Annotated in this window: 30 protein-coding genes; 15 read left to right on the top strand and 15 right to left on the bottom strand. The window is 64.8% G+C overall.

Going from position 1 to position 26,174, the window contains the following annotated elements:
- Positions 1-5: 5 nt before the first annotated feature.
- Positions 6-632 carry a recombinase family protein gene (locus N2K99_RS16915; protein ID WP_227934419.1) on the bottom strand — a complete coding sequence of 209 codons (627 nt, stop codon included), beginning with the start codon at positions 630-632 and terminating at the stop codon, positions 6-8.
- 179 nt (positions 633-811) lie between these two features.
- On the opposite strand from N2K99_RS16915, the gene N2K99_RS16910 reads away from it, so the two are divergent.
- Positions 812-994, top strand: coding sequence for a hypothetical protein (locus N2K99_RS16910; RefSeq protein ID WP_227934420.1), 183 nt, complete (start codon positions 812-814; stop codon positions 992-994).
- Between the two features lie 80 nt (positions 995-1,074).
- Here the strand turns inward: N2K99_RS16910 and N2K99_RS16905 are convergent, their stop codons facing one another.
- Positions 1,075-2,379, bottom strand: a complete 1,305-nt coding sequence (locus tag N2K99_RS16905) for an AAA family ATPase (protein WP_227934421.1) — start codon at positions 2,377-2,379, stop codon at positions 1,075-1,077.
- Between the two features lie 118 nt (positions 2,380-2,497).
- Here N2K99_RS16905 and N2K99_RS16900 point away from each other — a divergent pair, with 118 nt between their 5' ends.
- From N2K99_RS16900 to N2K99_RS16845, 12 genes are all read left to right on the top strand, one after another.
- On the top strand, positions 2,498-3,595 hold the full coding sequence (locus N2K99_RS16900; protein ID WP_227934422.1) for a hypothetical protein: 1,098 nt from the start codon (positions 2,498-2,500) through the stop codon (positions 3,593-3,595).
- 119 nt (positions 3,596-3,714) lie between these two features.
- A complete protein-coding gene (locus N2K99_RS16895; RefSeq protein WP_227934423.1) occupies positions 3,715-3,945 on the top strand; it encodes a hypothetical protein in 231 nt (76 codons plus the stop codon).
- A 70-nt stretch (positions 3,946-4,015) separates the two neighbouring features.
- On the top strand, positions 4,016-4,249 hold the full coding sequence (locus N2K99_RS16890) for a hypothetical protein (protein ID WP_227934424.1): 234 nt from the start codon (positions 4,016-4,018) through the stop codon (positions 4,247-4,249).
- Between the two features lie 32 nt (positions 4,250-4,281).
- Positions 4,282-5,637 carry a DUF2201 family putative metallopeptidase gene (locus N2K99_RS16885; protein ID WP_227934425.1) on the top strand — a complete coding sequence of 452 codons (1,356 nt, stop codon included), beginning with the start codon at positions 4,282-4,284 and terminating at the stop codon, positions 5,635-5,637.
- The gene (locus N2K99_RS16880) at positions 5,630-6,394 is read left to right on the top strand and encodes a hypothetical protein (RefSeq protein WP_227934426.1); all 765 of its coding nucleotides are present in this window, start codon (positions 5,630-5,632) and stop codon (positions 6,392-6,394) included. Before N2K99_RS16885 ends, N2K99_RS16880 begins: the two co-directional genes overlap by 8 nt.
- Positions 6,391-7,329: an RNase H family protein gene (locus N2K99_RS16875; RefSeq protein ID WP_227934427.1), complete on the top strand. Its 939-nt coding sequence runs from the start codon at positions 6,391-6,393 to the stop codon at positions 7,327-7,329. The genes N2K99_RS16880 and N2K99_RS16875 overlap by 4 nt, the downstream gene beginning before the upstream one ends.
- A 73-nt stretch (positions 7,330-7,402) precedes the next feature.
- A complete protein-coding gene (locus N2K99_RS16870; RefSeq protein ID WP_227934428.1) occupies positions 7,403-8,527 on the top strand; it encodes an ATP-binding protein in 1,125 nt (374 codons plus the stop codon).
- A gap of 124 nt (positions 8,528-8,651) precedes the next feature.
- The gene (locus tag N2K99_RS16865; RefSeq protein ID WP_227934429.1) at positions 8,652-8,894 is read left to right on the top strand and encodes a hypothetical protein; all 243 of its coding nucleotides are present in this window, start codon (positions 8,652-8,654) and stop codon (positions 8,892-8,894) included.
- A 64-nt stretch (positions 8,895-8,958) separates the two neighbouring features.
- Positions 8,959-10,521, top strand: a complete 1,563-nt coding sequence (locus tag N2K99_RS16860; RefSeq protein ID WP_227934431.1) for a KTSC domain-containing protein — start codon at positions 8,959-8,961, stop codon at positions 10,519-10,521.
- Positions 10,522-10,602: 81 nt separating this feature from the next.
- Complete coding sequence (locus N2K99_RS16855; protein WP_227934432.1) at positions 10,603-11,202, top strand: PH domain-containing protein; 600 nt, start codon at positions 10,603-10,605, stop codon at positions 11,200-11,202.
- A 113-nt stretch (positions 11,203-11,315) separates the two neighbouring features.
- Positions 11,316-12,083, top strand: a complete 768-nt coding sequence (locus N2K99_RS16850; protein ID WP_227934433.1) for a hypothetical protein — start codon at positions 11,316-11,318, stop codon at positions 12,081-12,083.
- Positions 12,084-12,123: 40 nt separating this feature from the next.
- A complete protein-coding gene (locus tag N2K99_RS16845; RefSeq protein ID WP_227934434.1) occupies positions 12,124-12,645 on the top strand; it encodes a hypothetical protein in 522 nt (173 codons plus the stop codon).
- 65 nt (positions 12,646-12,710) lie between these two features.
- Here the strand turns inward: N2K99_RS16845 and N2K99_RS16840 are convergent, their stop codons facing one another.
- The 13 genes from N2K99_RS16840 to N2K99_RS16780 form a co-directional block, all read right to left on the bottom strand.
- Positions 12,711-13,235 carry a hypothetical protein gene (locus N2K99_RS16840; protein WP_227934435.1) on the bottom strand — a complete coding sequence of 175 codons (525 nt, stop codon included), beginning with the start codon at positions 13,233-13,235 and terminating at the stop codon, positions 12,711-12,713.
- Positions 13,236-13,351: 116 nt separating this feature from the next.
- Positions 13,352-14,068 carry a hypothetical protein gene (locus N2K99_RS16835; RefSeq protein ID WP_227934436.1) on the bottom strand — a complete coding sequence of 239 codons (717 nt, stop codon included), beginning with the start codon at positions 14,066-14,068 and terminating at the stop codon, positions 13,352-13,354.
- On the bottom strand, positions 14,065-14,547 hold the full coding sequence (locus tag N2K99_RS16830) for a hypothetical protein (RefSeq protein WP_227934437.1): 483 nt from the start codon (positions 14,545-14,547) through the stop codon (positions 14,065-14,067). The genes N2K99_RS16835 and N2K99_RS16830 overlap by 4 nt, the downstream gene beginning before the upstream one ends.
- A complete protein-coding gene (locus tag N2K99_RS16825) occupies positions 14,537-15,262 on the bottom strand; it encodes a hypothetical protein (RefSeq protein WP_227934438.1) in 726 nt (241 codons plus the stop codon). The genes N2K99_RS16830 and N2K99_RS16825 overlap by 11 nt, the downstream gene beginning before the upstream one ends.
- 88 nt (positions 15,263-15,350) lie before the next feature.
- Positions 15,351-15,893 carry a hypothetical protein gene (locus tag N2K99_RS16820; protein ID WP_227934439.1) on the bottom strand — a complete coding sequence of 181 codons (543 nt, stop codon included), beginning with the start codon at positions 15,891-15,893 and terminating at the stop codon, positions 15,351-15,353.
- A gap of 241 nt (positions 15,894-16,134) precedes the next feature.
- The gene (locus tag N2K99_RS16815) at positions 16,135-17,889 is read right to left on the bottom strand and encodes a fibronectin type III domain-containing protein (protein ID WP_260554913.1); all 1,755 of its coding nucleotides are present in this window, start codon (positions 17,887-17,889) and stop codon (positions 16,135-16,137) included.
- Between the two features lie 78 nt (positions 17,890-17,967).
- Positions 17,968-18,606 carry a prepilin peptidase gene (locus tag N2K99_RS16810; RefSeq protein ID WP_227934441.1) on the bottom strand — a complete coding sequence of 213 codons (639 nt, stop codon included), beginning with the start codon at positions 18,604-18,606 and terminating at the stop codon, positions 17,968-17,970.
- Between the two features lie 133 nt (positions 18,607-18,739).
- Positions 18,740-20,044 (bottom strand): type II secretion system F family protein, encoded by a 1,305-nt coding sequence (locus tag N2K99_RS16805; protein WP_227934442.1) that lies wholly within the window; start codon positions 20,042-20,044, stop codon positions 18,740-18,742.
- Positions 20,041-21,204, bottom strand: a complete 1,164-nt coding sequence (locus tag N2K99_RS16800) for a type IV pilus twitching motility protein PilT (RefSeq protein ID WP_227934443.1) — start codon at positions 21,202-21,204, stop codon at positions 20,041-20,043. Before N2K99_RS16800 ends, N2K99_RS16805 begins: the two co-directional genes overlap by 4 nt.
- A complete protein-coding gene (locus N2K99_RS16795; protein WP_227934444.1) occupies positions 21,197-22,534 on the bottom strand; it encodes a GspE/PulE family protein in 1,338 nt (445 codons plus the stop codon). The genes N2K99_RS16800 and N2K99_RS16795 overlap by 8 nt, the downstream gene beginning before the upstream one ends.
- Positions 22,527-23,243: a hypothetical protein gene (locus N2K99_RS16790; RefSeq protein ID WP_227934445.1), complete on the bottom strand. Its 717-nt coding sequence runs from the start codon at positions 23,241-23,243 to the stop codon at positions 22,527-22,529. Before N2K99_RS16790 ends, N2K99_RS16795 begins: the two co-directional genes overlap by 8 nt.
- Positions 23,244-23,494: 251 nt before the next feature.
- Positions 23,495-24,325 carry a hypothetical protein gene (locus tag N2K99_RS16785; RefSeq protein WP_227934446.1) on the bottom strand — a complete coding sequence of 277 codons (831 nt, stop codon included), beginning with the start codon at positions 24,323-24,325 and terminating at the stop codon, positions 23,495-23,497.
- A 42-nt stretch (positions 24,326-24,367) separates the two neighbouring features.
- Entirely contained in the window at positions 24,368-25,261 is an 894-nt protein-coding gene (locus N2K99_RS16780) for a hypothetical protein (RefSeq protein ID WP_227934447.1), read from the bottom strand.
- A 179-nt stretch (positions 25,262-25,440) separates the two neighbouring features.
- On the opposite strand from N2K99_RS16780, the gene N2K99_RS16775 reads away from it, so the two are divergent.
- A complete protein-coding gene (locus tag N2K99_RS16775) occupies positions 25,441-25,860 on the top strand; it encodes a hypothetical protein (RefSeq protein WP_227934448.1) in 420 nt (139 codons plus the stop codon).
- A 131-nt stretch (positions 25,861-25,991) separates the two neighbouring features.
- Entirely contained in the window at positions 25,992-26,138 is a 147-nt protein-coding gene (locus N2K99_RS16770) for a hypothetical protein (RefSeq protein WP_227934449.1), read from the top strand.
- Positions 26,139-26,174 lie beyond the last annotated feature (36 nt).

Here is a 26,174-nt window from a genome sequence, read left to right as displayed (position 1 = left end):
GCCCGTTAGGAGGAGGTGCCGGACCTTTCCGGAACCGGCCTGCGCGTCGGCCGGCGCGGAGGTACGGGTGCGTCTCCGTTATGTTCCAGGGCCCTGTAGACCGTGGTCCGGCTGACGCCGAACACTTCACCGATCTCGGATACGGTCTTTTCCCCGAGCGCGTACATTTCGCGGGCCTGGGCTGTCTGCTCTTCAGTAAGCAGTGCAGGACGCCCGCCGGTCCGTCCCCGGGCGCGTGCCGCGGCAAGGGCGGCGTTGGTACGCTCCCGGATCAGGGCTCGTTCGAACCCGGTCAAGGCGGCGAAAACGCTGTAAACCATTGACCCGCCGGCGGCCTCGGTGTCGATCCCGTCATCCAGGATCTGCAGCCCGATACCGCGCTCAGAAAGGCCGGCAACCAGCGACAGAATGTGCCGCATGGAACGGCCCGGCCGGTCAAGGCTGCAGATCACCATGGTGTCGCCCGAAGACAGTTCCGACAGGAGCTTTTCAAGTTCGGGGCGCGGCTCAAGAGACCCTGTTGCGCGGTCGGTGTACACCTGCGTGCAGCCGGCCGCCGTGAGGGCCTGCACCTGTCTATCAGGATGCTCGTCGACGGTACTCATGCGGGCATAGCCCAGAAGATTCCCCATGCGAAGGAATGTATCAGGTCTGCTGCCGGTCCGCCGCCGGTGCAGTCCCGATTCGGGCATGGGTTACGGACAATGCCCAAAAAGGGTCCGGGGCCGTTTTTCGTACATCGTCCGGCAAACGGCGCCGCACACAAACGGAAGTGGTGAGAGACCTGCGCCACTCCGCACACATAGAAAACATGAACGCACGAATCTCCCAAATCGTCCTCCTGACCGCCGCCGCACTGATCGGCCTGCTGAACCCGGCATACAACGGACTCACCCTCCTGGCCCTCGGGCTAGTAGCCATCACCGGCTACCTCGGCTACCGCGCCCGCACCGAGGTGGCTGAAGCAGAAGCAGCCGCGGCCGCAGCAGCCTAAGACCCCAAACCACAAAGGACGGCCCCCTTTCGGGAGCCGTCCTTTTTCATGCGCCGGGGAAGCGGGCGACCCGCCTGCCCCTACTCGGCGGTCAGGGCGTAGCGGACCTTGCGGCCAAGGCGTGCTTCCTCCTGGTCGATGTCGGGGTCCAGAAGCGCCGTCTCCCAGTTGCCGTCATGCACCCAGGTCAGGTGGGTCATGTGGCGCGAAGCCATGACGCACAGGCGGCCGGGAGCAAGCTGGTGGGAGCCTGCGTTGGTGTAGCCGATGAACGGGTCCAGGGCCACTACCGCGTGCCACTGGCCGCCCTGCATCTTGTCAGCGGTGCCGACGAAGATCCCCTCGGCATCAAGGGAGCGCAGGACTGCGGTGATGCCGGAGGACTGCGCGTTGTGGGCAACCACGATGGCAATGTCGGTTGCTTCCAGCGGACGGGCGAACGCCTCGCCGTCCCGGCTTGTCTCCACGAGTTCCACACCGATCAGGCCGGCGGCGTATTCAGCAACCTGGACCAGGGTCGGCAGGTCGTCGAACGTTGCTGCAGGCTCCACGAGCATCGGGACGATTTCCGAGACGCGGTCCCCGTCCTCGTCAGTCAGGTAGCGGTCGGGGCGGGCCGAGGTGAACGGGAACTTGTACAGGCAGGAAATGGCATCAACCGTCTCCTGGCCCAGGCGGTACGTGGTTTCCAAGGCGTGGGTCTCGGTGTAATCCTGCTTGGCGAACACTTCCGGTGCACGCATCTGCGGAGCAATGTCGTGGCCGCGGAACGCGGAAACGTCGGCGGTGACGACAGGGCCGATCTGTCCGGGGTCGCCCACCATGAGAAGCTGCTCGGCGTTGTCCGCTGCGGCAGTAATATCCGCGAACGTCACCTGGTATGCCTCGTCAACGATCATCACGTCGCACACCGGAGGATTGGAGGCCTTGCAGGAGGCAACCGTGCGGACGACGGGCAGGTTCCGTCCACCGGTACCGACACCGCCCTTTGCTACGCCGGGAGGGGGCTCCATGCCGTTGACGGCAAGGGCGATCTGCGGCTGGCCGTCCTTGTCCAGGCCCAGTTCGGCACCGATGCGCTCGGCAATGTCGGAGGCACCGCGCCGCGTCGGGCAGGCGATGATGATTTTCAGGTCCGAGCGTTCCTTCAAGTAAGCAGTCAGCTCCGTGACCAGGGTGGTCTTTCCTGCACCGGGAGGGGAGTCAACAATCGTGACCGCAGCGCCGGACCACACGCTGTAGAGCGCCTTCGCCAGTGCGGAACCGTCCACGAGGGAGCGGCCTTCGGGGATTACCGCGGCACCGGCAGGCAGCACTACGGTTTCGTCGAAGTCATCGTCGGGCGCGAAGCCGAAGTCTGAGAGGTCAAGTCCAATGGTTGTCATGCCTCCTATGTGTGCGGCGTCCGGGCGAAGTCTCACCGTCAGGATTACCCGCAGACAGCGCATCGAAAGGGCAGCCGGGGCGGGGAGGAAGCCTGGGTCTGCCGCACACATAGGAGGTATGACAGCCACAGCCTCCCCCAAAGAACTCCTCGCCGCTCACCGAACTGAGAAGCGGCTCGACGCAGCTGCGCAGAACGCGCCCCTGGACCGCTCGGCCTTCCCCGGACTGCGCTGCGAAGCCACCGGCATGATCTACCTGCGTGCCAAGACCCTGACCTACCGCTCCATGCACGGAGCCACTGCCGAAACCCTCACCCCGGAGAAGCTGGCTGCCCTGCTGACCGGCGAGGGCACCAGCACCGTCGTTGCCGACCCGTACACCTTTTCCAAGCTCCTGGTCATGGGCGACAACATGCCCTCCAACGATTTCAAGTCCCTGACCCGCCGCCTGCGCATCAGCCGCGGTCTGCCCGGTTCCGTGAAGCTGCCCATCCTGACCGAAGCACTCACCACCCGTTACTGGATGCAGGACGGGCTGGAGGAAAAGAGCGTGGAGGACTGGGCCACCGCGTTCGGCCTGACCGGGCACAAGCTTCCGACCGCCCTGCGCACCCTGATCGACCTTGCCTCCACCGGCAAGACCACCGGCACCCTCGGCTACGAGAAGGCAGTCAAGGGCATGATGGACCTGGAAACCCGGCTCATGGACAACTGCCAGTGGTCCGGTATCTCCACCGACATTTACGTCTACCAGATGCTCGAAGCGTTCAACGCCAAGGCCAACGGACTGCGTGCCGTGGACCCCGGCCTGCTGGCGCTGCACGCTATGGACGGCCAGTCCTGCAAGCTCGTCCCGATGAACGTGGCCCAGAAGAATTTCACGGCCTCGGTGTCCTCCCCGTTCAAGCTCAAAGAGGGCCGCGAGGTCCGTCTGACAGACGGTATCTCCCTTGCCACCACGACGCTGGAATCCCTGCGCTTCGGCGGCGGGGTCCTGCACGCGGTCCTGGACATGCCGTCCCAGCGCGGCGAAGGCCCCCTGATGATCTCCCGTGCCAAGGCCGGAAAGGGTGTCCTCTACGCAGTTGAGGGCGTCTTTGAAAGCCGCGGCCGCGCCCTGAAAAACAAGCGCTGGCTCGGCGGCGACGTGGAACGCATCGGCGGCCGCGAGGTTCCGCTGGACGTGGCACTGGCAGGCGCTCCCACCGAGGGCTGACCCCAAAACCCCCAAAGCACCCCGCACGGCTGTCACCTGGCGGGGTGCTTTGGTCTGCCCGGGAAAAGGCATCCGGCCAGGTGGTGAGAGACTCCGGGGCTGCCTCACACATAGGAGGTATGAGCACAAAACAACTACCCAAGTCCCTCCGCAAGCTAAAGCCCGTCCTGCGCGAACAGGACTGGGACTACACGCCCACCGCCAAGGGACACATCGCCATCCTCGACGCCAGCGGCCGAACCGTCACCCACGCCGCAGGCACCGCATCGGACTGGAGGGCATCGAAGAACATGCTCTCCATCCTGAAGCGAAACGGCCTCATCCTTCCGCCGGGATTCCGGCTCGACTGACTTTTCACCCCGTGCCGGGTCCGGACCCACCGTCCAGGCCCGGCACACTGCTGTCCCAGAACAGGAACCCATGAGCAACAAAACCGGATGGTGCATGACCGACGACTGCGACGCCGACGGCGTCCGCGGCGGCTGCCCCGTCAAGACCGGGTCGAACCCGCCGTGCGACTGCCCCTGCCACGGGGGTGAAGCCGAACCCCGCGGCTACCTGGAGGAACGCACGCGCATTTCCCGTGCCCGGTCGCTGAAGGAAGCTGCAGCCGATGCCGGCCAGGAAGAAGGAGATCCGCCGCAGGCACGGTGAGACCTCTGCCGGATGCCGCACACATAGGAGGTATGAGCACACTCACCACTCCCTCCAAGTCCCAGATGCTTCTGTTTCAGGCATGGCGCGCAACCGCGCTCCAGATCATGCCGTACATGGCCTCCACCCTCTTTGCGTTGCGTCCGGTGAATACGCAGGCCGTGGACACGTTCGCCGTCGATGATGGGCTGCGCGTCTACATCAACTTCGACAAGTGCGAAGGCCTGGGAGCGCAGTTCTGCGCCGAGGGCCTGCTCCACGAGTGCTCCCACATCCTTGCCGAGCACTCGATGCTGGCCGAGGTTGCCGGTGTCACCGACGAAGAACGCAGGATGTGGAACATTGCCGGGGATATGGCAATCAACGACGACCTGCGGGACGCCGGATGCGCAGCCCTTGCCGCCCACGGTGTGTTCGCCGCCCAGATCAGCCAGCCCGACTACCAGACCCCGCTGACCTACATGGAGGTCCTGCGCCGCAAGGCAGCTTCCCAGCCCAAGCGCCCCCAGAGCGGCGCCGGCAAGCCCCAGCAGGGCCAGGGCCAGAGCGGACAGGGCCAGCCCACCGACGGTAACGGCCAGCCGATGAAGGGCTGCGGCTCCGGTTCCGGTTCGGTCAAGGGCGGCTTTGAACTTGGTGACGACGACATGCAGGGAAAGGCTCCTGCGGCCAGCACCGCCGAAAAGACGATGGTTCGTATCTCCACCGCCGCATCCGTCCGCCAGCACCAGGAGCAGCACGGCATCGGCTCGGTTCCCGGCGGTATCGCACAGATCGTCGATGACATTCTCGCCCCGTCGGTTACGCCGTGGGAGCGCGTGCTTGCCTCCTACATCCGCCGCGCCGTCGCTTTCAAGCTCGGCCAGCACGATACGACCTACGCCCGCCGCCACCGCCGCCGCATGAATGAAACCCTGCGCAACCGCCAGGGCCGCGTTATCGGCCGCGTGATCGCACCGGGCTACATCAAGCCGGTTCCCTCCGTCCACTTCTACCGGGACACCTCCGGCTCCGTGAACGACCACGACCTGGCCCTTGCGACCAACGAAGTCCTCGCTATTGCCAAGAAGCTCGGCATCCGCGGTGACGACCTGATCGTTTCGGACATCGACACCGAGGTTCACCAGTCCAAGAAGTTCGCCGGGCTGGACTCCATCACGGAAATCCAGGGCCGCGGCGGCACGGAAATGGGCGAAGCAATCGTCCACGCGTCCAACCTCAAGAACAAGCCCTCCGTCATTGTGATCGCCACGGACGGCGAGACGTACTGGCCGACCGAGCGCCCGTCCGTTCCCGTTGTCGTCCTGCTGGTGAACCTGCGCGGCGAATACTGGAAGGAAAACATCCCCGAGTGGGCCCATGTTGTCGAGGTCAAGAGCAATGACTGACCCCGACCTGGCAATCCTGCACGGCTACCGCCTGCCCCGGGGAACCGACCCCCTGCAGCTGGCAGCCATCATGCGGAACATGGCCGAACCGATCAGGAACCGGCTGGAGCTGCGCGAAATCGCCCGCTTCGCCGCCGGCATCCTGGACGAAGCCGACCTTGCAGGCGCTGAGCGTCCGTCGTCCGTCATGTTCGACGCGCTCAGCGCCCAGGCCGAGCACGCTGCCTCCATCATGTCCGGGGACCACGACTGCGCGACCGTCAACCTGGCAATGGCCTTCACTGACGACCCGGACACCGGGGACCTCATGCTCCTGGCCTTCCACGGCCACGAGGAATACGCCCGGGGCATCGACGAACTCTGCATCGCCGAATACTTCCCCTACTGGGACGAGGAAGCGACCGGGCAGTCCCGGCCGATGGGCATCAGCTCAACCGAATGGGGCGCACGGGGCATCATCTGGGAACGCGCACTGCGCGGCACCGATCCCGACGACCCCGCCGGCATGTTCCGCATCGAGTTCGGCTCGCCGCTGCCCGGAGTGGACCTGCTGACCCAGGCCGAAGACATCCTGGCCCAAATCCCGGCAATGGAAGCCCGTGTGCACCACGCACTTCATGCGCTGGCCCACGAGCAGGAGTTTTCCTCGCCCGGGGAGGCCATGGCCTTCATGGCATCCATGCCCGAGCACCAGCTCCGCGTTGAAAAATCCCTGAAACCCATCACCCTGAGCGACCTTGCAGGAGGAGAACGATGAGCCCCATGCCCATGCCGGCCCCTCCGGTGAGCCGTTTCGTCCCCGCTATCACTGCCGTCACCGAACGGCGCGGGGTGACCGTTGTCGTGGACCGCCAGCCGAACCTGTGCCGGTGGGCCGTGCATTCCCTGGACGCCGCCGGACGCGACACCGTCATTTCCGGACCTTCAGGCGATCAGGAATCCAACCCCTCCAACCGCCAGCTGGCCGCACAGATCACCGATGCGGTTTCCCGTGCCGTGCCCCTGAGCGAACTGGACCAGGTCTTCACTTCCGACTGGATGACCGCCGAACTGCTGCGGGCGAAGACGGCACTGCCCGTCTCGGGCCTGTACGCCCCGCCCTCCGCACTTGCCGCCGCCCGCGAAGCCATCGCCAAGGTTGAATCGCGGATGGTGGAGAACCTGACCATCGCCTGCGATTCCTCACGCGGCAAGGGCCGGACCGTGAACGGCTGCGGCTGGGTCCTGGCCTACTCCAACGGCGCTGACCCGGTGATCGGCTCCTATACTTCCGTCAGCACCCACGGCGGCATCCGTGCCGGCGAGCTTGCTGCCATCCGCCGGGGCCTGCAGTCCACCCTGAGCCTGCACCCGATCCTGCGTGAAGGCGTCGGTTCCCTGAAGGTCCTCACCGATTCCAAGCCGGCCCTGGACCTGCTGGACCGCGTTTCCCGGGATGCCCACGACGCGTTCGACGACTCGGATTCAGTCTCCGAGTGCCGGCGCATCCTTGGATCCGCACGCGGCATCAACATCAGCTTCGAGTGGGTACGCGGCCACGACGGCCACCCCCTGAACGAGCTGGCGGACCGCCTGGCCGTCCTCTCCCGCCGCAACCGGGAAATGAAGGTGGACGAACTGACCAACGCACGGATGATTGCCGCCGTACGCAAGGATGCCCGGGAAATCTGCGCTGCCCTTCAGGAGCGGTGAGAGACTGCCCGAACGCCGCACACATAGGGAATGTCAGGGCAACCGCCCAAATTACTTTCTCTAGGAGAACCCCGTGGCTAACCTCGTTTCCTCACCTTTCAACCGCGCACTTGCCGCCGCTGTCCGCGCCAACGTCCCCGTCGTCATTGTGGGCGAGCCGGGCCAGGCAAAGACCGCCAAGATCACCGGAATGGCCGAGGGCTGGGGCTACCACCCCGAGGTAATCATCGGCTCCACCCGCGAAGCCACCGACTTCCTGGGCGTGATGATCGAGAACGACGGCGTTGTCAGCTACTCGTCGTTCAACTGGGTGGAAAACCTGAACAACGCCGAAAAGGGCCTGGCCGTGTTCGACGAGTTCAACACCGCAGGTCCCTCCACGATGAAGGGCATGCTCCGCGTATTCCAGGAGCGTTTCGTCGGCGACACCCGGCTGGGCGGCCACGTCGGACTCGTGGCCATTATGAACCCGACCGAAACCGCAGTGGATGCCTACGACCTCCCGGCCGCTATGGCCAACCGTATGCTGCACATCGACTGGGCCTTTGACTCCGCCGAATGGCTGGACGGTGTCGGCACCGGCTTCGCCCACACGGTCTACCCGTCCATGCGTGCCCTGCTGGCCGAGGACCCGACTGCCCGCAAGGCTGCCGTCGCCGGTGCCGTGACCACGTTCCTGCGCCACCGCCCCGAACTGCTGACCCCGCCGGTCCCGACCGACCCGGCCCAGGCAGGCGGCGCATGGCCCTCCCCGCGCTCCTGGACCAACGCAATCAACGTCCTGTCCCAGCTGGAAGCCGACGACGACGAAGCCGCCCTGTACGTCCTGAAAGGCCTTGTCGGTGACGGAGCCGCCACCCAGCTGCTTGTCTGGATGGAAGCCAACGACCTCTACAACCCGGCCAAGGTACTGCAGGACCCGTCCATCGTCGACTGGTCCGACACCCGCGCCGACCGCCTGTTCTCGCTGGTGAACTCCGTAACGACGATGGGCCTGTCCCGCCCTGAGGACTGGAAGAAGGCCGCTATGGTCCTGACCGCCTGCGCTTCCAACGGCAAGCCCGACGTGGCTATGCCCGGTGCACAGAAGCTCGTGAACAACGTTCCTGCCGATACGCGGATTCCCGCAGTGTTCAAGAACGCGTTCATGGAACTGTTCAGCCACACGCGCTACGGCGTAACAGCCGCCGCAGCCTAGCGGCAGCCACGGGCCGGGACCGTCTCCATTACGGGGGCGGTCCCGGCCTTTTGTGTGCGGTGAGAGGTCCCGGCCCGGCCGCACACATAGAGGGAGTACCCCCTGCATCGTCGAAAGAGGCACCATGATCGCCACCCCCGCCGCCACCGTTTCCGAGCACGCACGGACCGAACCGGTCATTTCCAACATCCAGAAGGCAACCGTCTACCTCAACCGGCTTCCGGCTCCGTCCCTGGCCGACCGCGCGCTCCTGGCCGATTTCGATAAGGCCATCGACCTGCACTGCGCCCGGCTCGACGGAACCCAGGTTGACTCCGGCTTCATCCACCGCACGCATGAGGCAGCCAAGCGGGCACTGGGAATCTAGGTCCGCCTTCGGGCGCCGGGCGCCGGACTGCTCCAAAACGGTTCCGGCCGCACACAGAGTAGGCATGAGACCAGCACAGAATCGCCAGCCTATGGGCATTCCCATCGGTGGCCAGTACGCGACCGCAGCACACCCCGAAGCAGGGATCGCCCTCAGCAGCTTCGCCCACCGCCAGAGCATGGCGGAACGGCGCGAACTGCTCAAGGCCGGCGGCTATGTTCCTGCAACAACCCTCACGGCGGCGACGTCGCCCAAGACCGCCGCTGACCGCGAGGAATGGTGGAACCGGAACTTCGTCAGCGCCGAATACGGTGCAGACAAGGGCAAGAGCTACCCGCAGATGCCCGACGACTACACCCCGGCCCAGACCCTCGGCCAGGCAATGTCAGGCAAGCGGCGCACGCACCGGATGAACTACGGCAACAAGGACATCGACCTTCGCATGCCCTCCGCCACGTCCATCAAGCGCTACTCCGGCGACCACGGCAACCCCACATTCGACGTCCCCGTTTCGGTGGCCATCCGCGGCGGCGAGCCGAAGCAGACCTGGGTCCGCGTCACCAAGACCGGCCCGCACTCCTGGGAAACCACCCATCTGGGCGGCGCAGAGGGCACTGAAGCTTCCGTCATGGTGTCCGAAGCCGTTGCCGCCGTCCTGGAATCCCGCCGCCCCTCCGTGGCACTGGCCGGGGTGGACAACCTCATCAAGGCCCGCCGCAAGCGTGAAGCAGCCAAGGGCGCGGAGATGAATCCGATCTCCTCATCCTTCATCGACGAGGTCGGCTACGATCCGGCGACCAACACGATGGCGACCCGCATCGGCGACAAGCTGTACGGGCACCGCGTGAATGAGTTCACCTTCGCAGCCATGGCCAATTCCGAACGCCCGGGCACCGTGTTCAACAAGCTCGTACGCACCGTCCAGGGCGCCGGCGTTGAACGCTGCGGGAACTGCGGACGCTTCAGCAACATCGAGGTCACGCACGTCTGCCCGAAGGGCCACCGCCCGGCAGCCGACCTGAACCCGGAGCACACCGAACGTGCCCGCCGCCGCGCCGAGATTGTCGCCGGCAGCCGGTCACACGGCGTCCAGGTCGAAGCCCCCGCTAAGGAAGCACCGGCCAAGGCAGCCGCAGCGGAACCGAAAGCCGCCCCGGCAGCTGCACCCGCGAAGCCTGCCGCCCAGGCAACGGCCCCGAAGGCACCGGTACGCGCACCCGGACTGAAGAAGGCACCGGCACGAGCTGCAGCACAGCCGGGAGCCCCCAAGGCGGCACCGGCCCGTCCTGCACACCTGGTCAACCCGATCATGGACAACCGCGTGTACCGGCGCGAGGTCGAAGCACTCCAGGGCTCCGGCAGCGCCGCCGGGTTCGATGTCCGCGGCAACGGCCCCGCCCGCCGGGCAGAGGTCAGCATCAGCGCAGGATCCTACGAGGCCCGCATCGACGTCGAGCCAGACGGTTCGCTGAAGCGTTCCGTCAACGACGCACCGGTCGACACCTTTGCACCCGGTCAGGCTGACGCGCTGCGCATGGAGTCCTGGGCCAGGGAGAACGCACTGGCCATGGCCCGGATCACCGACGCCGAACGCCGCCGCCGGCCGGCCGCCGCGGGCGCCGTCTAACACCCATCTCCACCGGGCCGGGTCCGCAGCATCACGCGGGCCCGGCCTTTTCAGGCTCCACGCCAATCCCGATAGGAACACATGAGCACCTTTGATACTGAAGCGCCCGGCGCCCAGCCCGCGCCGCGCGCCAGCACGGTGACCCTTCCCAGGGATGTCCGCCTGAATCCCGGCGAGGAAGCCGTCTACCTGCTGCGCACCCACCCCAAGGTCCTGTTTGTGCCGGCCGTGACGTGGCTTATTCTGTTGGCCGCGGCTGTCGCCTGCTACATGTTCGTGCCGCGGGACATGCTCGAGGGGTGGCTGTACCTGGGCCTGCAGGCCATCACATGCGCCCTGGCCATCCACTACGCTGCCTGGCCGATCCTGCAGTGGTGGAAGAAGGTCTACATCGTGACCACCAAACAGCTGATCATCCGCGAGGGCGTGCTGTACAAGAAGTCCATCAGCTCCCAGCTGACCCGGGTGTCGGACATCCACGTCGACCGGGGAATCCTGGACCGGATCTTCCGCTGCGGAACCCTGGTGATCATCAACGCCGCCAACGGTGAAGCGGCCCAGTCCGGCAACCGCGTGATCTTCTCCGACGTCCCGCACGCGCTGAAAGTCGAGCAGACGCTGAAGGACATGGTCTACCACAACTCGGCTGCCGCCTCGATGCCGGGCATGAGCGCCTTCTAGGACACCGCGGGCATCCCCACTTCAGCCGGGCGGGCCAGGAACCAAAAACCTGTCACCCGCCCGGCTTTTGCACGCATAGAGATAAGTAGAGCAATCCCGACTTGAAAGGCACCATGAACATCACTGGACTGCACGGCTTCGCCCGCTCCGGCAAGGACACCGCCGGCATGCACCTGGTCGAGCACCACAACGCCACCCGTTTTGCCTTCGGGGACACCCTGAAGGAGCAGATGGCCGCACTGGACTTCCGCCTCGACGGAACCCTGTCCCTTGCCATGCTGGCGGAGTCCGCAGGCGGCTGGGATGCTGCTGCCGGCCACCGCGCGTACGGAGCCGAGGTCCGGCGCACCCTGCAGGCGTACAAGGCCCTGATCGCAGCCGAATTCTCCGACCACCGTCCGGACTCAGAGCTCGTGGATGACCTGATGATCCTGGATCCGATGCTCGACGGCGGCACCACCATGGCGGGCCTGCTGGAGCAGCTGGACGGAGACTGGGAGGCCGCCAAGGACCACCGCCTCCACGGCCCTGAGGTGCGCCGCATGCTGCAGGTCTACGCAACGGAACTGTGCCGGTCCAACTACGGCGAGGACGTCTGGGTGGTCAAGGTAGAGCAGAAGATCCACGCTGCAGGTGTCACCGACGTCGTCATGACCGATGTCCGGTTCGCATCCGAAGCGGAATGGGTTGTCGGGAACGGCGGCCGCATCATCGAGATCACCCGCCCCGGAGTCGGCCCGGTCAACGGCCATTCCTCCGAAAAGGGACTCGACCCGCGGTTCATTGCGGCCACCGTGGCCAACGACGGAAGCCTCGAAGATCTGGCCCGCCGGATAGACCAGGCAATAAACCTGTCACCCATCACGGCTTTGGCCGCATAGAAGCTAATAGACGAAAACCAACTTTAGGAGTTTGAACACCATGGCCCACATTGTTATTGAAGGCGATTTCCCGTCCCAGCTGCCCGTCCGTGAAGACGGCACGCCGTTCCCCTTCTCGATGGCAACCCAGAGCGCAGCCATCTTCGCCGACACCCGCACCGAACTCGTCGCCCAGCTTGTTGAGGGATACGACGAGCTGCCCGAGGACTCCGAAGGTGACGACACAGCCATGTGGCTGCGCTACAAGGCATCTGTTGCCCTGGCGAACATGCACCAGCAGGTTGTCGCCGCCGATGCAGCCAACGCCGGGATCTTCGACCCGTCCGTGGAGGACGAGGACACGCTGACGACCATCTTCACGGACCGCTCCGAGAAGATCGACGAGATCGCCTCCTGGGACAGGACCTTCCCGTTGGTGCTGGTTGCCTCCGGTTACGCCCCGTACACGACAACGCCGCGGCCTGCCGGCAACATCCTGTGGATGGACCCGTACACGGAAACAACCTTCCTGGACAGCGTCGAGTCCCTCGGCCTGGCAGAGGTTTTCGCCACCGAAGGCTAACCCCAACAAAAAGCACCCCGGTCTGCGCAATGCAGTGCCGGGGTGCTTTTTGTTGGCCGCCAGGGCTAGGACTTCGTGCAGTGAGACGCGTATTCGTTCTTGATGGAGATCTGCCGCTCGCCCAGGGCCTGGATCCGGATGGTCTTATCTTCCTTCCCGTCTGCTCCCACGAACGTGGTGTCGACCGGCTCCAGAGCGTACTCGAATGTCTCGGGCATGTTCTCGATAACCTGAGTGCCGTAGTCGGTGGTGACGGTCAGCGTCCGTCCTTCAAGTTCCCAGTCGGCGTCGACCGTCAGTGCGCCGTCGTCAACAATGAACTGCATTGTCCCGTCGCCGACGATGAATTTCCCCTCGTCCAGCCTGTAAGAACCAACGCTCATGCCGGGGAAAGGCAGGTGGGCCCGGACGAATTCAGTCTCGCCCTCGCAAAGCCAGGTGCCCTGCATGAAAGAAGCGAACGAATTCTCGTCGGCCGCTGCCTCCTGGGTTGCCGCCGGGGCAGCGGCAGCTTCCTTCTCATCCTGGCCGCAGCCGGTAGCAGTCAGTGCCAGCAGTGCCACAAACGCGGCGGTAACAGTCTTCTTCAAAATCTCCCCCATAGGAAACGTCATTGTCGGCAGGACGAAGTAACGTCATCCGGCGTCCACCGGTTGCCAATGAGCATCCTGCCAGACTTTCACTACGGTTTCGGACGGAGCAGGCTCTAGCGCAGGTCGCCGTCGGGTACGAAGTGGACCGGTGCATCCGGTGTCGCCTCGGAGCTGTGCAGGTTGTCTGCGGTCTGGGCGAAGCGGAAGGGGGTCTTCATCTTGCTGGAGGACTTCACGGCTGTATCCAGGGCCACGGCGGCCGGCGAAACGGACTTCCATGCCCCCGCGTCCACGTTTGCCGGTTTTTCGGTGTCGGCGTCAGCCTCCGGGGTGCCGTCATTGAAGCTCAGGGCCCGTCCTGCGGCGTTGGAGTACGTGAACGAGCTCTCGGGCGCAGCGTCATCTATCAGGTCCGCAGCGGAGGCGTGGGAGGGTTCCCCGGCACACTTCGCCTGGCCGGTTGAGGTGTCCGTTTCCGGATACGACACGGTGGTGACCCGGACACGGGTCCTGTCACCTTCAGGCTCGATGGCCCAGGAGGAGATTTCGCATCCGCCGGAGGGGCCCGGCACGGTGAATTCGACGTGATGCTCATCGGCGGCCTTGATGCCGGCCGCCCAGAGGACGTCGCCGCGGAAGGTGGAGTCGGTGAGGGACGCCTGGTTGGTCACTTCGGCGCGCAGCTGCTGCTTGACCTGGAACTGGGAGATCCCTGCGATGCCTCCGGCAATGGCGCCGATGGACAGCAGGGACACGATGGATCCGGCCAGGGCCTGCATCATGAAGTTTCCGCGTTCACCCTTCAGGGCTTCTGCCGGGCTGACTTTCACGGATTCTCCTGCTTGTCGGTTTCGGACGGTTCCGGGGCGGCACCTTCAACGGGGCGCTGACCCCAGACAGGGCGGCCGTCGTCGAATCCGGTGATCATGGTGCCCTGCTGTGCGGGGACGTCCAGTGTCCGGGCCCGGGTGCTTTCGCCGGCTGCGGCTTTGACGGTGACCGTGCGTGCCCCTGCGGCGTTTGTGCCTGCGGTGACGTCTGCGCAGATCGTGCCGGTGCACAGCTGCCCGTCGGCCGGGACATCTCCGGCTGCGGCCCGGTCGAGGTAGGCGCCGGCGACGGCGGATACGGCCCGGGTGGCTTCGACGTCGTTCCTGGTCTTCGTTGCGGCGCCCATGGAGGCCAGCAGGGAGGTGACGATGATGCTCAGGAAAAGGGTCGTGAAGATGACGTAGACGACAGAGGCGGGGATGTTGCCGTCCTCGCTCCTGAGAATCCGGGCGGGGGAGCGGAAGCGGTTACCTGGCATCGGGCACCTCGTAGACGGTGAAGGTTCCGGACTCGTACGCGGCCGGGCCCTTGGTCTTCACGGTGATGGTGGATTCCGGTTCAACGAGGAGGCGTCCGTAGTAATAGCCGGATCCGTCCTCGGGGATGTCCACCGTGGTTTTCTTGTCGCCGGCCGTGAACGTGAGGGTCGAAGGGTCTTCGCCGGCGGTGGCTTTGAAGACGTACTGCAGTTCCGTAGTGCCCTCCGGGACGTTTACCCGGTACTTGGCGCCGTCGGTTCCGGGAAGCAGGTCCAGTCGGGCGTAGGAGGGTGCTGCGGCGGCGGAATCATTCCGGACGGGTACCTGGGCTGTGACGCAGTTCTCGGGGCTGGAGGACGGCCCAGCGCAACTCAGGTCCTCACGGTCGCTCCGCGGCGCAGAGGCATGAAGCATGTCGGTACCGCTGCCGGCTCCGCCCTCCTCGCGCCAAATGCTCACCGTCACGCCGTTGCCGGTAACCAGCTGGGAAGGAGATGAGGTGTAGTCGGCTGCGCGGGGGAGTACATCGGACAGGGTGCTGTTGAGCAGGATCGTCCGGGAGGTGCTCTGGCTGTTGGTGATGGAGGCCTTCCCGGCAACGACAAGGAAGGACGCGCTGGCACCCATGACGATGCCCACGACGATGAGGCTCACGAGGGCGCCGACAAGAAGATCCCCCCGCTCGGATCGAAGAACAGCCGACAGCTTCTTCATAAACTCCGTTCGAGGGGATCAGATGGGGGTGACGCGGCGATGGGCCGCCCGGAGAAAACCGGACGGCCCATCAGTAAGGCGGGGTTGACTATGCTTCCGGGGTGGCTGCCGGAGCTTCGGTGATGCCGGCAGCGGTCTTGGCAGCTTCGAAAGCAGCCTCGAGGTCGTCAGCTTCAACGACCGTCGGGGTGTTGTCGGTGCCAGTGACCTTGTAGAACTTGCCCGAACCGGACTCGGTGACGGCAACGAAGTCACCGACCTTGCCGGCCATCTTGATGTCGCCGTCAGCAGCAACCTTGTCGCCGATCAGGTCGACGCCCGGCTCGGCCAGCTCGCCGAGGTTTTCGGCGTAGGTGTTGACCTTTTCGCCGTACTGCTCGGTGGAAGCGGCCAGGTAAACGCCCTGGGCCGTCACAACCGAGTTCAGGTCCTGCTGAGCACCCTTGTCCTGGGCGAAGGGAATGACGCCGAAGATGGAAGCCATGACGCCGGCGGTCAGGATGCCGACTACGACAACGCCAACAAGGATGGACGGAAGGTCGAACGCGCCGGATTCGCTCTTGAAAGCGTCGGACATGCGTGCATTAGCCGAAGCCTTGGAGGCAGTGGCCATGGAGAAAGCAGAGCTCAACGTAATTCCATTTCTGTAAAGGAGATGAGCCGGCTCCTCCTGAGACAGTCCTCGGAGGGCTTTTTCTTTCGGGCTCACATACAGAAGTGCGCCGCCGCGCAAAAAACGAGAAAAACTTTTCAAATGTGAGGCAGATTACAAAAAGCGGCAGTGCCCGGTAAAGGACACCGCCGCTTTTTGTCTTATCAGACCTGATTCATGCACTCCTGGTTGAAGGAGTCGAGCCCGGATGCTGTTGCCCTTATTTGAACGTCACATCATCCAGATAAGTTTCGCCGACGCCGGTACTGCCGGTGAATCGCACGGTGACGGTCTTGCCGGCGTAGGCCGACAGGTCAGCCGAGCGCTGGGTGAACCCGTTCTCCGCTGCCGGCGCGGTCACTGCGGTCGCCACGTCCACGTTGTTGACCTGTACCTTCGGGTTACGGTTTTGTTGGGCCCAGAAGGTCAGCACCGGAGTCTCTGCAGGCACCGTCACCACCTGCTCCACCCAATAAGCAAAGTTGTTCAGGGCGGCACTCCTGCTCCCCGCGTGCTTGTTGCTGGTGCTGAGGTATGTGTTGCTTATCGTCCACCCCAACAGGTCATTTTCGAACCCGGGGTTGGCGAACGCCCCGGTGTTCAATGCCACCGGCCCGAATGTGGTCGAGTCCGGGGACGTGCCGACCTGATTCGTGGCCCTCACCCTGAGCGTGTAATTGGCTCCTGCTTCCAGACCTGTGAACACCGCCGTCAGCTGGTCCCCGTCAACCTTCACCGATGCCGCCTGGCTCCCGCCCGTCCAGGCTGTAGCAGTGTAGGAAGTGACCGGGATGCCCCCGCCGGTAAACACCGGCCGGACCCAGGACACCGTCGCCGTACCCGACTTCGACAGTGCCGTCACCGACCGCGGGGCAGTGGGTGCCATCGGGCCCTGGAACGCCACGTCATCCAGGTAGGAGACTTCGCTGGAACTGCCGGCGAAGCGCACGGTGACCGTCTTGCCGGCGTAGGCCGACAGGTCAGCCGAGCGCTGGGTGAACCCGTTCTCCGCTGCCGGCGCTGTCACTGCGGTCGCCACGTCCACGTTGTTGACCAGGACCTTCGGGACAGCATTCCGGGTCCAGAAGGTCAGCACCGGAGACTCTACGGGAACCGTCACCACCTGCTCCACCGCATGAGAGCTGAATTGGATGTCGGCACTCATACCCCCCGCATGCTTGTAGGTGGTGTTGGTGAGCACTGCAGATACCTTCGTCCACCCCAGAAGGCCGCTTTCGAAGCCGGGGTTGGTGAAGGCGGAGTCGGGAAGCCGGACGGTCGCCGTTGAAGGTTCTGACATGCCTTCACCCTTCAGGGTGTAGACGCGTACGGTAACGGTGTCTTTCGGCTGGGCGTAGATGCTCACCGTGGTTTCGGTGGTGCTCTCCAGGCGGGTTGTCCATGCCCCGTTGTTGGCCTGGTATTCGATCTTGTACCCGGTGGCGCCCTTGACCGGGTTCCAGGTGGCTTTGGCTTCGAGGGCGGAAACGGCGGTGAGCTTCAGCTTCTTCGGGGCACCCTCGGGTGTGCCATCTTCGATGCCCCCGACTTCTTCGATCAGTTCAGCCAGTTCCTCCGGGGTGAGGCATCCGGTGTCGGTATCGGCTTCGAGCACCTCGGGGTCGGTTCTGGCGTCGGTGGAGTAGAAGATCTTTCCGGTGCCGGATTTGGCCAGACCGACGTAACAGGTGCCCTTGGTATCTGCTTTGACAGTGGTCTTCTCGGTGCTGGAGGGCTGCAGGTATCCGGTGTCGAGCAGTCCGGCGTGGTCCATGAACCGGTTGTCCTTGGCTTTGGCTACGCCTTCGGCCGTGCGGATGGAGGAGAGGTCCTGTTTGGCTCCGCGGTCCTGGGCGAAGGGGATGACGCCGAAGATGGCTGCGAGGACGCCGGCGGCCAGGATCCCGACAACGACCACCCCCGTGATGATGGATGGAAGGTCAAAGGCGCCGGAACTCTTCCTGAGCTCGGGCACGAGCGGGCGTTGCAAAATGGGTCTCCTGGCTGATCGCGGTTTTCCGGGCATACAGGTCACCTGTGTGCGGCTGAGCCCCTAGATCCCCAGCTGGGCCGCGAGGATGCCGTAGACGACGATGGTCAGCACCGCGGCTGCGGCCATGTAGGGGCCCATTGCGGTGTGCCGGCGGTTCGGGTCCGTGACCCGGAAGTAGATGGTGCCGCCGACGCAGAAGACGAAGGTGAACAGGAGCCAGAGCATTGCGGCGATCGGGGAGACAGCGCCAAGCAGGGCTGCAGGAATGGGGGAGAGCTTGATGTCCCCGCCGCCGGCGTATCCGGTGAGCATGGTCAGGACCAGGAAGAACCCGAAGGTCAGTGCGGCGCAGACCAGGGCGGGCAGAAGGATCTGCTCATCCATGAAGGTCTGGGTGGCCAGCAGCAGGACGGCCGTGATGGCGCCGAAGATGAGGTTGTGCCTGTTCCGGATCAGCTGGGTGACATGGTCCAGGTAGCCCAGGACGCCGAGGCCGGCTCCCAGCAGGACCATGAGAGCGAGATCCTCAACGGGCAGGAACACTACGGAGGCTGCGCCGGCGGCAAGACCGGAGAAGATGCCCCATGCGGTCGAGACCAGCCAGTCCCTGCCTGTAAGAGACCGGAGCCCCTCTTCCTTCCCGTGGCTGCTGTCCGCTGCCGCGGCGGTTTCCTGGACGTCTGCGGTCTGTACGGACACGGTCTCCCCTTCGTTGCCGGCCGCCTTGGTGGGCCGGACCCGGCAGGGGACATGCGTAGATCCCCGATGACAGGCGGGACCACCGGGCGGGAGCAGGTCCGCGGCGTGCGCTGCAGGCCTGCTCCCGCGGTTCCTATCCCATGTCCATGAGGGCCGGGTAGATGGCGTACATGGGCAGGACGATGGAGATGATCAGCACGCCGGCAATGCCGTAGACCAGATAGTTCACGATGGGGTCGATCGTCTTGTTCAGGGTGTCCAGCTGGACGTTTGCTTCATCCCGGTATTCGGGGGAGAGCTCGTTCATGATCTCGATTTCCTGGCGCACCGACGGCGCGGAGGAGAGGATCTGCCGGGCGTCCATCGGCATCAGCTTGGTCTGGACGAAACCTTTGAGTTCCACACCGTCGGAGAGCATCTTGTCGGCATGGGCGAGGCAGTGATGCTTCAGGGCCTCGTTGCCGCAGCCGTTGGCGGCACTGCGCAGGGACTCGGGTTCCCCGATGCCGGTGGACAGGTTTGCCGACAGGAGGCTGAAGAGCCGGCTGGCAGCGGAGAGCTGCAGGATCGGGCCGATGGCCGGGGTCCGGATGGCCAGGGTATCCATGGCTGACTTGAAGCGGTCCGACTTCCGGCCGATGGTCACCCAGTAGGACATGAAGAGTCCGACCACCAGGCCGATTCCGCACAGGCTCCACTTCACGTACTCGGCGACCGCCAGGATGACGATGGTCATCTTCGGGGTCTCCACGTCCAGGTCCTCGAAGGTGGCGACGAACCCGGGAATGATGAAGCTGACAGCGACAAAGAGCAGGGCGATGCACATCAGGAGCATGAAGCCGGGCTGGATCAGGTTCATCAGCAGCTTCTTCTTCACCGAGGTGGCTTCGCCCATGAGGATGGCGGCCTGGTCAAGGTTGCGCTGCAGTGCCTGGGAGGTCTGGGCAGCTTCGATGAGCTCGCGGACGGTCCGGGGCAGGATCTCCTCTGCCATGAGGGCCTGCTTGAAGCTGGCGCCCTCTTCACGCATGGTTTTGGCTGCGTGCTCGTAAGCGCGGCCGATTTCGAACTTGTGGTACTGCTCGCCCACGATTTCGAGCGCGCGGGCTTCGGACTGGCCGACACGCAGGACCATGGTCAGGGCACGCAGCGACCGCGCAATGGTGGCCGGCTTGGATTTCTTGCCCTTGTAGAGCACGAACATGGGTGCCTTCTTCAGCGGCACCCCGTTCTCATCGAATCCGAGGTCACCCTTCTTGGCACGCTTGGGAGCCTTGGCGGGCTTGGCCCTGTCCGGCTTCGGCGGCTTGGGGCGCTTTTCCTTGGCAGGCTTCGGCGGCCGCGGCGGTACGGGTGCCTTGCCGGGTTTCGCCCCGCGCATCTCGCGCCGTGACGCGGGTGCCGGATTCTCCTCTGCAGTCAGAGCTTCGGTGCTCAAAATGCCACCCCTTTCCGGGTCATGGTTTCCCGGAGGTCGTCCGGGTTTTTGGCTGCAGAAATTGCTGTCTCGGCTGTGATGGCGTTCTGCTTTACGAGCTCCGCCAGGGAATCCTCGAGCGTGAAGCAGCCCCTGGATCCGGCGATGCGGGAGCGGATCATCTGCATCTGGTTGTCGCGGATGATTTCGGTGAAGTTCAGGTCGTTCAGCAGCACTTCGCGGGCCGCGGTGAGGCGTCCGTCCACGGTCGGTACCAGTTTCTGGACCATGATTCCCAGCAGCGACTGGGAGAAGCGGGACCGGATCTGGGGCTGCTCGTCGGCGGTGAACTGTCCAATGAAGGAGTCCAGGGCTTCCGTGATAGATCCGGCGTGGGCGGTGGTGATGACCAGGTGGCCGGTCGTTGCGGCGTGCAGGGCAGCCTTGGCGGTGGCGGCATTGAGCAGCTCACCGACCACAATGATGTTCGGTTTGGACCGCAGTGCATCCTCGATGGCGGTGGGGTAGTCCACGACGTGGGTGCCGATTTCGCGCTGGATGATGGAAGTGGCGCCGATTTCGTCGTGAACGAATTCGGTCGGATCCTCCACCATGTAGATGTGCTTGTCGTAGTCCGTGTTGGCCATCTTGATCAGCCCGGCAATGGCAGTGGTCTTCCCGGAGCCGGTGGGGCCTTCCATGATGAGCAGTCCGGAGTCCCGTCGCATCAGTTCCTGGATGACCTTCGGAACGCCGATGTCGTTCACGTCCGGGACGACGCCGGGGATGATGCGGAAGGTGACGGTGATGCCCTGGAGCGACTTCCTGAAGGTGCCGCGGACTCGGTATTTGTCGGTAGCCAGGGCAACGGAGGCGTGCCCGCGGGGGTTCAGGGGATCCGGACGTCCTTCGGTGGCTTCGGCAAGCCACAGCAGGATCTCATCCTGGGTGAAGACGACCTCCGTGCCGTCCGGAATGAAGAGCCTGCCGCTGCGCAGCCGGCGCATGGGCTTTGCAGGGTGGATGTGCATGTCGCTGACCCCGGTGTCACCGCATTCGTCGATCAGCCGGTGCAGGCGGGCGACGGCGGACTGACGGGGTGAGAAGAAGGCCGAAGTGGCCTGCTCGGCTGCCGGCGGTGAGGCGCGCATTTCCCGCCGGGTCAGCACGGCGCTATTCACCGATAACCCTCGCGGCTTCTTCACGGTCGGTGATGCCTGAGGCAACGAGGCGTTCGATGTCCTGGCGGAAGGTGCTCCGGGACGTTTCGGCGGCGATGGAGCGCAGGCGGGAGAGCGGGGCGTTGGCCATGATTGCTTCGGTCATCGCGTCGGTGATGGTAAGGACTTCATGGATGGGCACGCGGCCCAGATACTTGGTCATCGGGTCCCGGCGGTTCCACTCGGGGTTCAGGCGCCCCACGAGGCGCTGGGAGACGACGCCCTTGACGGAGTCCAGGACGGACAGCGGGGAGTCTTCGGCAAGGTCGATCAGGCGCAGCAGCGCGGTCACGTTGTTGTTGGCGTGAATGGTCGTAATGACCTGGCGTCCGGCCTTTGCCTGGCGGACAGCTGCAGCCGCGGTGACGGTGTCCCGGATTTCGCCGATGAACAGGGTGTCGTAGTCGGAGCGCACCAGGGCCGGCAGCAGGGCATCGAAGCCGGCGTGGTTTTCCTCGTCCACCTCCAGCTGGATCAGCCCGGGAAGGTTGCGCTCCACCGGGTCCTCCACGGTCCAGACAGTCCGCGTGCCGGTGCTTACGTGCATGAGGGCGCCGTGGGCGGTGGTGGTCTTGCCCGAACCCATGGGGCCTGCAATGACGATCATCCGGTTGGCGGCGCCGAGCATGTCCTTGAACAGGGCCATGTTCAGGGGTGAGAAGGACAGCTCGTCCAGGCGGCGGAGGTCTCCGGACGGGGGAAGCCGGAGCACGATGGCGTCACCTCCGTCAGCGGTATGGAAGGACACCACGCGGGCTTTACGTTCCTCGCCGTCGACGTCGACCATGTAGATGGTTTCCTCGGGCACGAAGCTGACACCGGTGGAGAGCCCGGATCCCGACTTGAATTTGCCGATGATCTGGCGGGCCTCGAGGCCTTCGACCCGGCGGATGGGCCGCATCCGGCCGTCAACTCGGGCCTGGACGGTGAGGACCTTCCTGCCGGATTCGGTGGCCAGGAGCACGTCGGAGGCACCCAGGGACATGCATTCCTGGATCATGTTCGGGAACCATTCGGCAACATCGGGTTCGATTTCCAGATAGTTCTCCGGCAGCACCGGCTCCAACTGGACTTCCGGTTCCGGCTGCGGCTCTTCGTACCCTTCGGGCATGGGCAGCGGACCGATGAAGGGCAGCCCGGTGAGGCCCGGGCTTACTGCAGAAGCCTCAGGTATTTCCGGGCCGGCGCCCATTGCCTGTGCCGGGAAGGGGAGGGAACGGTCGCTGTAGTCCGAGCCTGCCCTGTGGCGTGGGAATTCGGACTTCCTGCGGGTGGTTGCTCGTCTAGCCAACGAGATGCCTCATTTCCTGGTGGTGCGCCTTATCAATGCGGGACCTGAATTTCGTCAGTGCCCTGCGGTGGCGGATTGATGACTTCGGGTCGAAGGCCGGGTCCATAAGGAAGGCGGCAATCAGGGAGTTCAGGTTGTTTTCGGGGCGGCTTCCCAGAACGGCGTTGGCGACGGCGAGGATCTCCTCCCTGCCCAGGCCCAGGCCGGTAAGCTCCGGGTCGTTGGTCGCGTTGGTGTAGACGTGGCTTAGCCGGTAATGGCCGCGTTCTGCGAAGTAGAAGACCGCTTCGTGCAGGATCTGCTCAGGGATTGCCGGTGCCGCGGCCATCAGTGCGGCCGAGGTCAGTTCAGCTGCTTCCCGGATGGTGGCGGCGGGCCGGTGCAGGGTGTGGGATGCACTGTCGAACAGGACTGTTTCGGTCAGTTCGCTGCGGAAGTAGCCGCCGGCTTCGCGGACCATTTCCCGTTTGAGGACGCTGGACAGGTATGCCCAGGGGTCTTCGGAACGCTTGATGTAGGCGGAGATGAATTCCTGGCGGAGGACGGTGAAGGCGGTGTTGGCGACGTCGGATGCTTCGTAGTCGATCCCGTACTGCCGGTTGATGCTGGCTGCCATCGGGTTGCCGATGCGTTCGGTGACCTCCTGGTAGAAGTCCCGTCCTTCACCGCTGCCCCACCACTGTCCGTAGTAAGGATCAGCGGACGGCATGGAATTGACCGTGCGAACGAGATAAGCGTTCCCGTCTGTTCCTGAGGCGTGCTCTGACAAAGTCTTCCCTTCGGTAGCCGGTCAGGGTGGGGGTGACCGGGTCCGAAGAGTTACATGCGTAGACATCCACTTTGCGGGTGACATCAGTTGCTGATTTTTGCGCGGGCGGGGACTTCTGTAGGGGTGCTCCGTTTGTTTTCGGGCAGCAAAAAGGCCCGCAGCCTCTGCTGCGGGCCCGGGGCCTGCGGTTCCTAGCCTGCCTTGGGAGGACTCATGTACCCCCACCGGGACAGACGCTTGCGCAGTGCCTCCCACCCCTGGCCGGTTGCCTTTTCGAGGTCCTGCCTGCTGGCGCCCCGCAGGTACCAGAAGGCAATCCGGGCGGTGTACTCGACAGCGGACTCGAGCGCCCCTCCGTCCTCGTCGCCGGCCGTCCCGCGGTTCAGGTGGGCCTGGCCTGCCAGTTCCTTCAGCCGGTCCGCTTCGTCACCCGGGATGGTGATCGCCGCCGCACGGGGGTAGCGGGCATTCCATGCGGCCGGTCCCGTGCGTTCCGGAGCCCGCGGGTAATCGGTGCCCACTGCTCCCTTGTCCCTGCCGTGATAGGTGGTGAAGCGTGCGACGGCGCGCGGATTCAGGCCCAGGGGCTGGGCGATCTCGTACGGGTCCCATCCTGCGTCGGACGCTGCTCCGAGGGCGCCGAAGTATTCGGCGACGGCGGGAGTCAGGCCGTTCTCGGTCCGTTCGGCGGTGCGGTCGCTGACGGCGCGCTCCAGGCGTGCATGCAGGTCCCGGACAACCTCATCGGGCAGTGCCCTGGGCTGGAGGACAGCTGCCGGACGCGGCCGCTCGGGGATGTCGAAGCCGAAGTCAGTGACCTTGCCGGGCGCGCGCTTGATCCGTTCGCTGATGTAAAAGTGGGAGACACCCAGGGCTGTGCCCAGCTGCCGGTAGCTCCATCCGGCGTCGTTGGCTGCACGCAGCGCCTCGTCAAAGAGGTTTTCGGCATCCTCGCCGGATCCGGACCTTTGCTGCAGGTCGGCCAGATGGCGGCGAAGTGCCTCGGGAAGCACGGCGGCCATGAGGAATACCTTTCTGCAGACGGGTGGTTACTTTCCCGAAGGCTACACGTTCTCGGGGTTTTCGTCAGGTGTCTCTCGTTGCCGGCGGGCGGCAGCGTACCCGGTCATGGTCGGCGGAAGCTTCCCGTACCCGTGGCGCACGGCCCTGGCGCGGGCCCCGCCGGGCTTGTACCCGCAGGCTTCGTCCAGCTCCTCCCACCGCACGCGATCGGCCTTGGCCTTGATGATCATGGCGCTGAGCTGCTCGGAGGCGTTCCGGGCCTCGAGGGTGCGTTCCAGCCGGGCTTTCCTGTCCGCAGGGAGTTCCGCTACGGGATCAAGCGGGGGAATCTTCGCGGCACCTCGGGCCTTGGCGGCCAGTGCTTTCATGGTCCGGCGCTGCTCCTCGCCGAGTGTGCCCCGCGGCCTAGGTGCGGTCCTGCCCTTCAATGGACGCCGGTAGGCATGGAAGGCGGGTGCGGGTATTCCCGCGGTGTCGGTATCGCTGTCGTGCAGCTGGCGGATCCATTCCCCGGTCGCTCCAACGAGGCCGCCCAACACCTGATAGGGCCAGCCTGCCGAGTGTGCGGCGCGGATCAGTGCGGTGACTTCCCGACGGGCCTCTTCACGCCTGTCCCGGATTTCCTGTTCGATCCGGCGGAAGGTGCCGGCGGCCGATGCGGGAAAGGGTGCGCCCGGGCGGTACCGGGGGATGTCGCAGCTCAGGGAGGGCTTGTACTGGGAGATCTTCAGGGCGCGTTCACGGCTGATGCCCAGCTCGGACGCTGTCGTGCGCCGCGACCAGCCGGCAGAGGTTGCAGCGTTCACCACCGAGGCAAGACGCCGGTTGGCCCAGCTGTCGGAGGGGTCCATGGCCGAGGCGAAGTCGGCATAGGCGCGGATGAGCGCGCGCTCCTGATCCTCGGGCATGTATGCCTGGGTGCTGTTCTCAGCCATGCGGGCAGCAGCCTCTCTAGCTGATCCTGGGAAGTTATGGCGTATTCGCTTTACCGATTCTACGGCAACAGAGCCCTTCCGGTGACAGATCCGATGCCTGCCGCACACATAGGCCCTGCCGGGGTGCATCCTGCATTGCCGGGCTGCACGACGGTGCGGCACCCAGCGTTAGGAAAAACTTGATTCCACAGTCCGTCTCGCTTGTTCCGCTTGCTGTCATCGTCATCCTTGCCGTGGGTGCCCTGGCATATGCAGCCTTCAAGGCAGGATCCGGAGCTGCCCGCAGCGAACCCGGAAGCCGTGCACGCCTCGTGGGGTTCTCCATTGCCGGCGTCGCACTGGTGATCGCACTTGGCGGCATTGCCATGCTCGTGAACATCATGCTCGGGCACGAAGCGACCTACGACGCGGTTGTCTGGTCGAGCCTGAGCGAGCACTACGGCATCGTGCCGGCAGGGGAGGCCTACGTGTTCACCCCGGGCGCTCCGTTCGAAGCTGTCCTGGACGGCGAGAATGCGACATGCACCGTGCTGCCGCCGGACTCCGTCCACTGTGACGGTGAAGCTGTTCTCCCGCTGACATCCACCGCAGGCCGGTAGCCCTTCAGGCCCCTGTTGTCCGGGCGAGAGACATTGCCGTAAAAATTCCTAAACTGATACGCTATACCACAACCGGCGGCACGCATGTGACCACCGCCCCGCTTCCCTTGGAGACTCCTTTGATCAACCGCTTGAAAACCGAATTTGCCGGCCTGTCCAACCGCCGCCGCATGGCGTACGGTATCGGCCTGGGTGTAGCCCTCCTTCTCCTGGTCCTGCTTGGAACCGGAGTATGGGATCCGATGGCCGTGGATACAGGCGTAGTTCCCACCAAGTAACTCCCATCAGGCCCCGCCGGAATGCTCCGGCGGGGC

The organism is Arthrobacter sp. zg-Y1110, from assembly GCF_025244865.1.
In the GTDB taxonomy this organism is placed as follows: Bacteria; Actinomycetota; Actinomycetes; order Actinomycetales; family Micrococcaceae; genus Arthrobacter_B.
The sequence above is the reverse complement of the archived record's forward strand: the minus strand, read 5'-3'. Positions and strand labels throughout refer to the sequence as shown.

Bases quoted from the DNA above. Each gene is read 5' to 3' on its own strand.
- N2K99_RS16850 (WP_227934433.1), top strand. From the start codon at position 11,316: ATGAACATCACTGGACTGCACGGCTTCGCCCGCTCCGGCAAGGACACC.
- N2K99_RS16790 (WP_227934445.1), bottom strand. From the start codon at position 23,243: ATGCCGTCCGCTGATCCTTACTACGGACAGTGGTGGGGCAGCGGTGAA.
- N2K99_RS16780 (WP_227934447.1), bottom strand. From the start codon at position 25,261: ATGGCTGAGAACAGCACCCAGGCATACATGCCCGAGGATCAGGAGCGC.
- N2K99_RS16875 (WP_227934427.1), top strand. From the start codon at position 6,391: ATGAGCCCCATGCCCATGCCGGCCCCTCCGGTGAGCCGTTTCGTCCCC.
- N2K99_RS16895 (WP_227934423.1), top strand. From the start codon at position 3,715: ATGAGCACAAAACAACTACCCAAGTCCCTCCGCAAGCTAAAGCCCGTC.
- N2K99_RS16885 (WP_227934425.1), top strand. From the start codon at position 4,282: ATGAGCACACTCACCACTCCCTCCAAGTCCCAGATGCTTCTGTTTCAG.
- N2K99_RS16845 (WP_227934434.1), top strand. From the start codon at position 12,124: ATGGCCCACATTGTTATTGAAGGCGATTTCCCGTCCCAGCTGCCCGTC.
- N2K99_RS16905 (WP_227934421.1), bottom strand. From the start codon at position 2,379: ATGACAACCATTGGACTTGACCTCTCAGACTTCGGCTTCGCGCCCGAC.
- N2K99_RS16900 (WP_227934422.1), top strand. From the start codon at position 2,498: ATGACAGCCACAGCCTCCCCCAAAGAACTCCTCGCCGCTCACCGAACT.
- N2K99_RS16865 (WP_227934429.1), top strand. From the start codon at position 8,652: ATGATCGCCACCCCCGCCGCCACCGTTTCCGAGCACGCACGGACCGAA.
- N2K99_RS16890 (WP_227934424.1), top strand. From the start codon at position 4,016: ATGAGCAACAAAACCGGATGGTGCATGACCGACGACTGCGACGCCGAC.
- N2K99_RS16855 (WP_227934432.1), top strand. From the start codon at position 10,603: ATGAGCACCTTTGATACTGAAGCGCCCGGCGCCCAGCCCGCGCCGCGC.
- N2K99_RS16785 (WP_227934446.1), bottom strand. From the start codon at position 24,325: ATGGCCGCCGTGCTTCCCGAGGCACTTCGCCGCCATCTGGCCGACCTG.
- N2K99_RS16860 (WP_227934431.1), top strand. From the start codon at position 8,959: ATGAGACCAGCACAGAATCGCCAGCCTATGGGCATTCCCATCGGTGGC.
- N2K99_RS16880 (WP_227934426.1), top strand. From the start codon at position 5,630: ATGACTGACCCCGACCTGGCAATCCTGCACGGCTACCGCCTGCCCCGG.
- N2K99_RS16910 (WP_227934420.1), top strand. From the start codon at position 812: ATGAACGCACGAATCTCCCAAATCGTCCTCCTGACCGCCGCCGCACTG.
- N2K99_RS16825 (WP_227934438.1), bottom strand. From the start codon at position 15,262: ATGAAGAAGCTGTCGGCTGTTCTTCGATCCGAGCGGGGGGATCTTCTT.
- N2K99_RS16830 (WP_227934437.1), bottom strand. From the start codon at position 14,547: ATGCCAGGTAACCGCTTCCGCTCCCCCGCCCGGATTCTCAGGAGCGAG.
- N2K99_RS16915 (WP_227934419.1), bottom strand. From the start codon at position 632: ATGGGGAATCTTCTGGGCTATGCCCGCATGAGTACCGTCGACGAGCAT.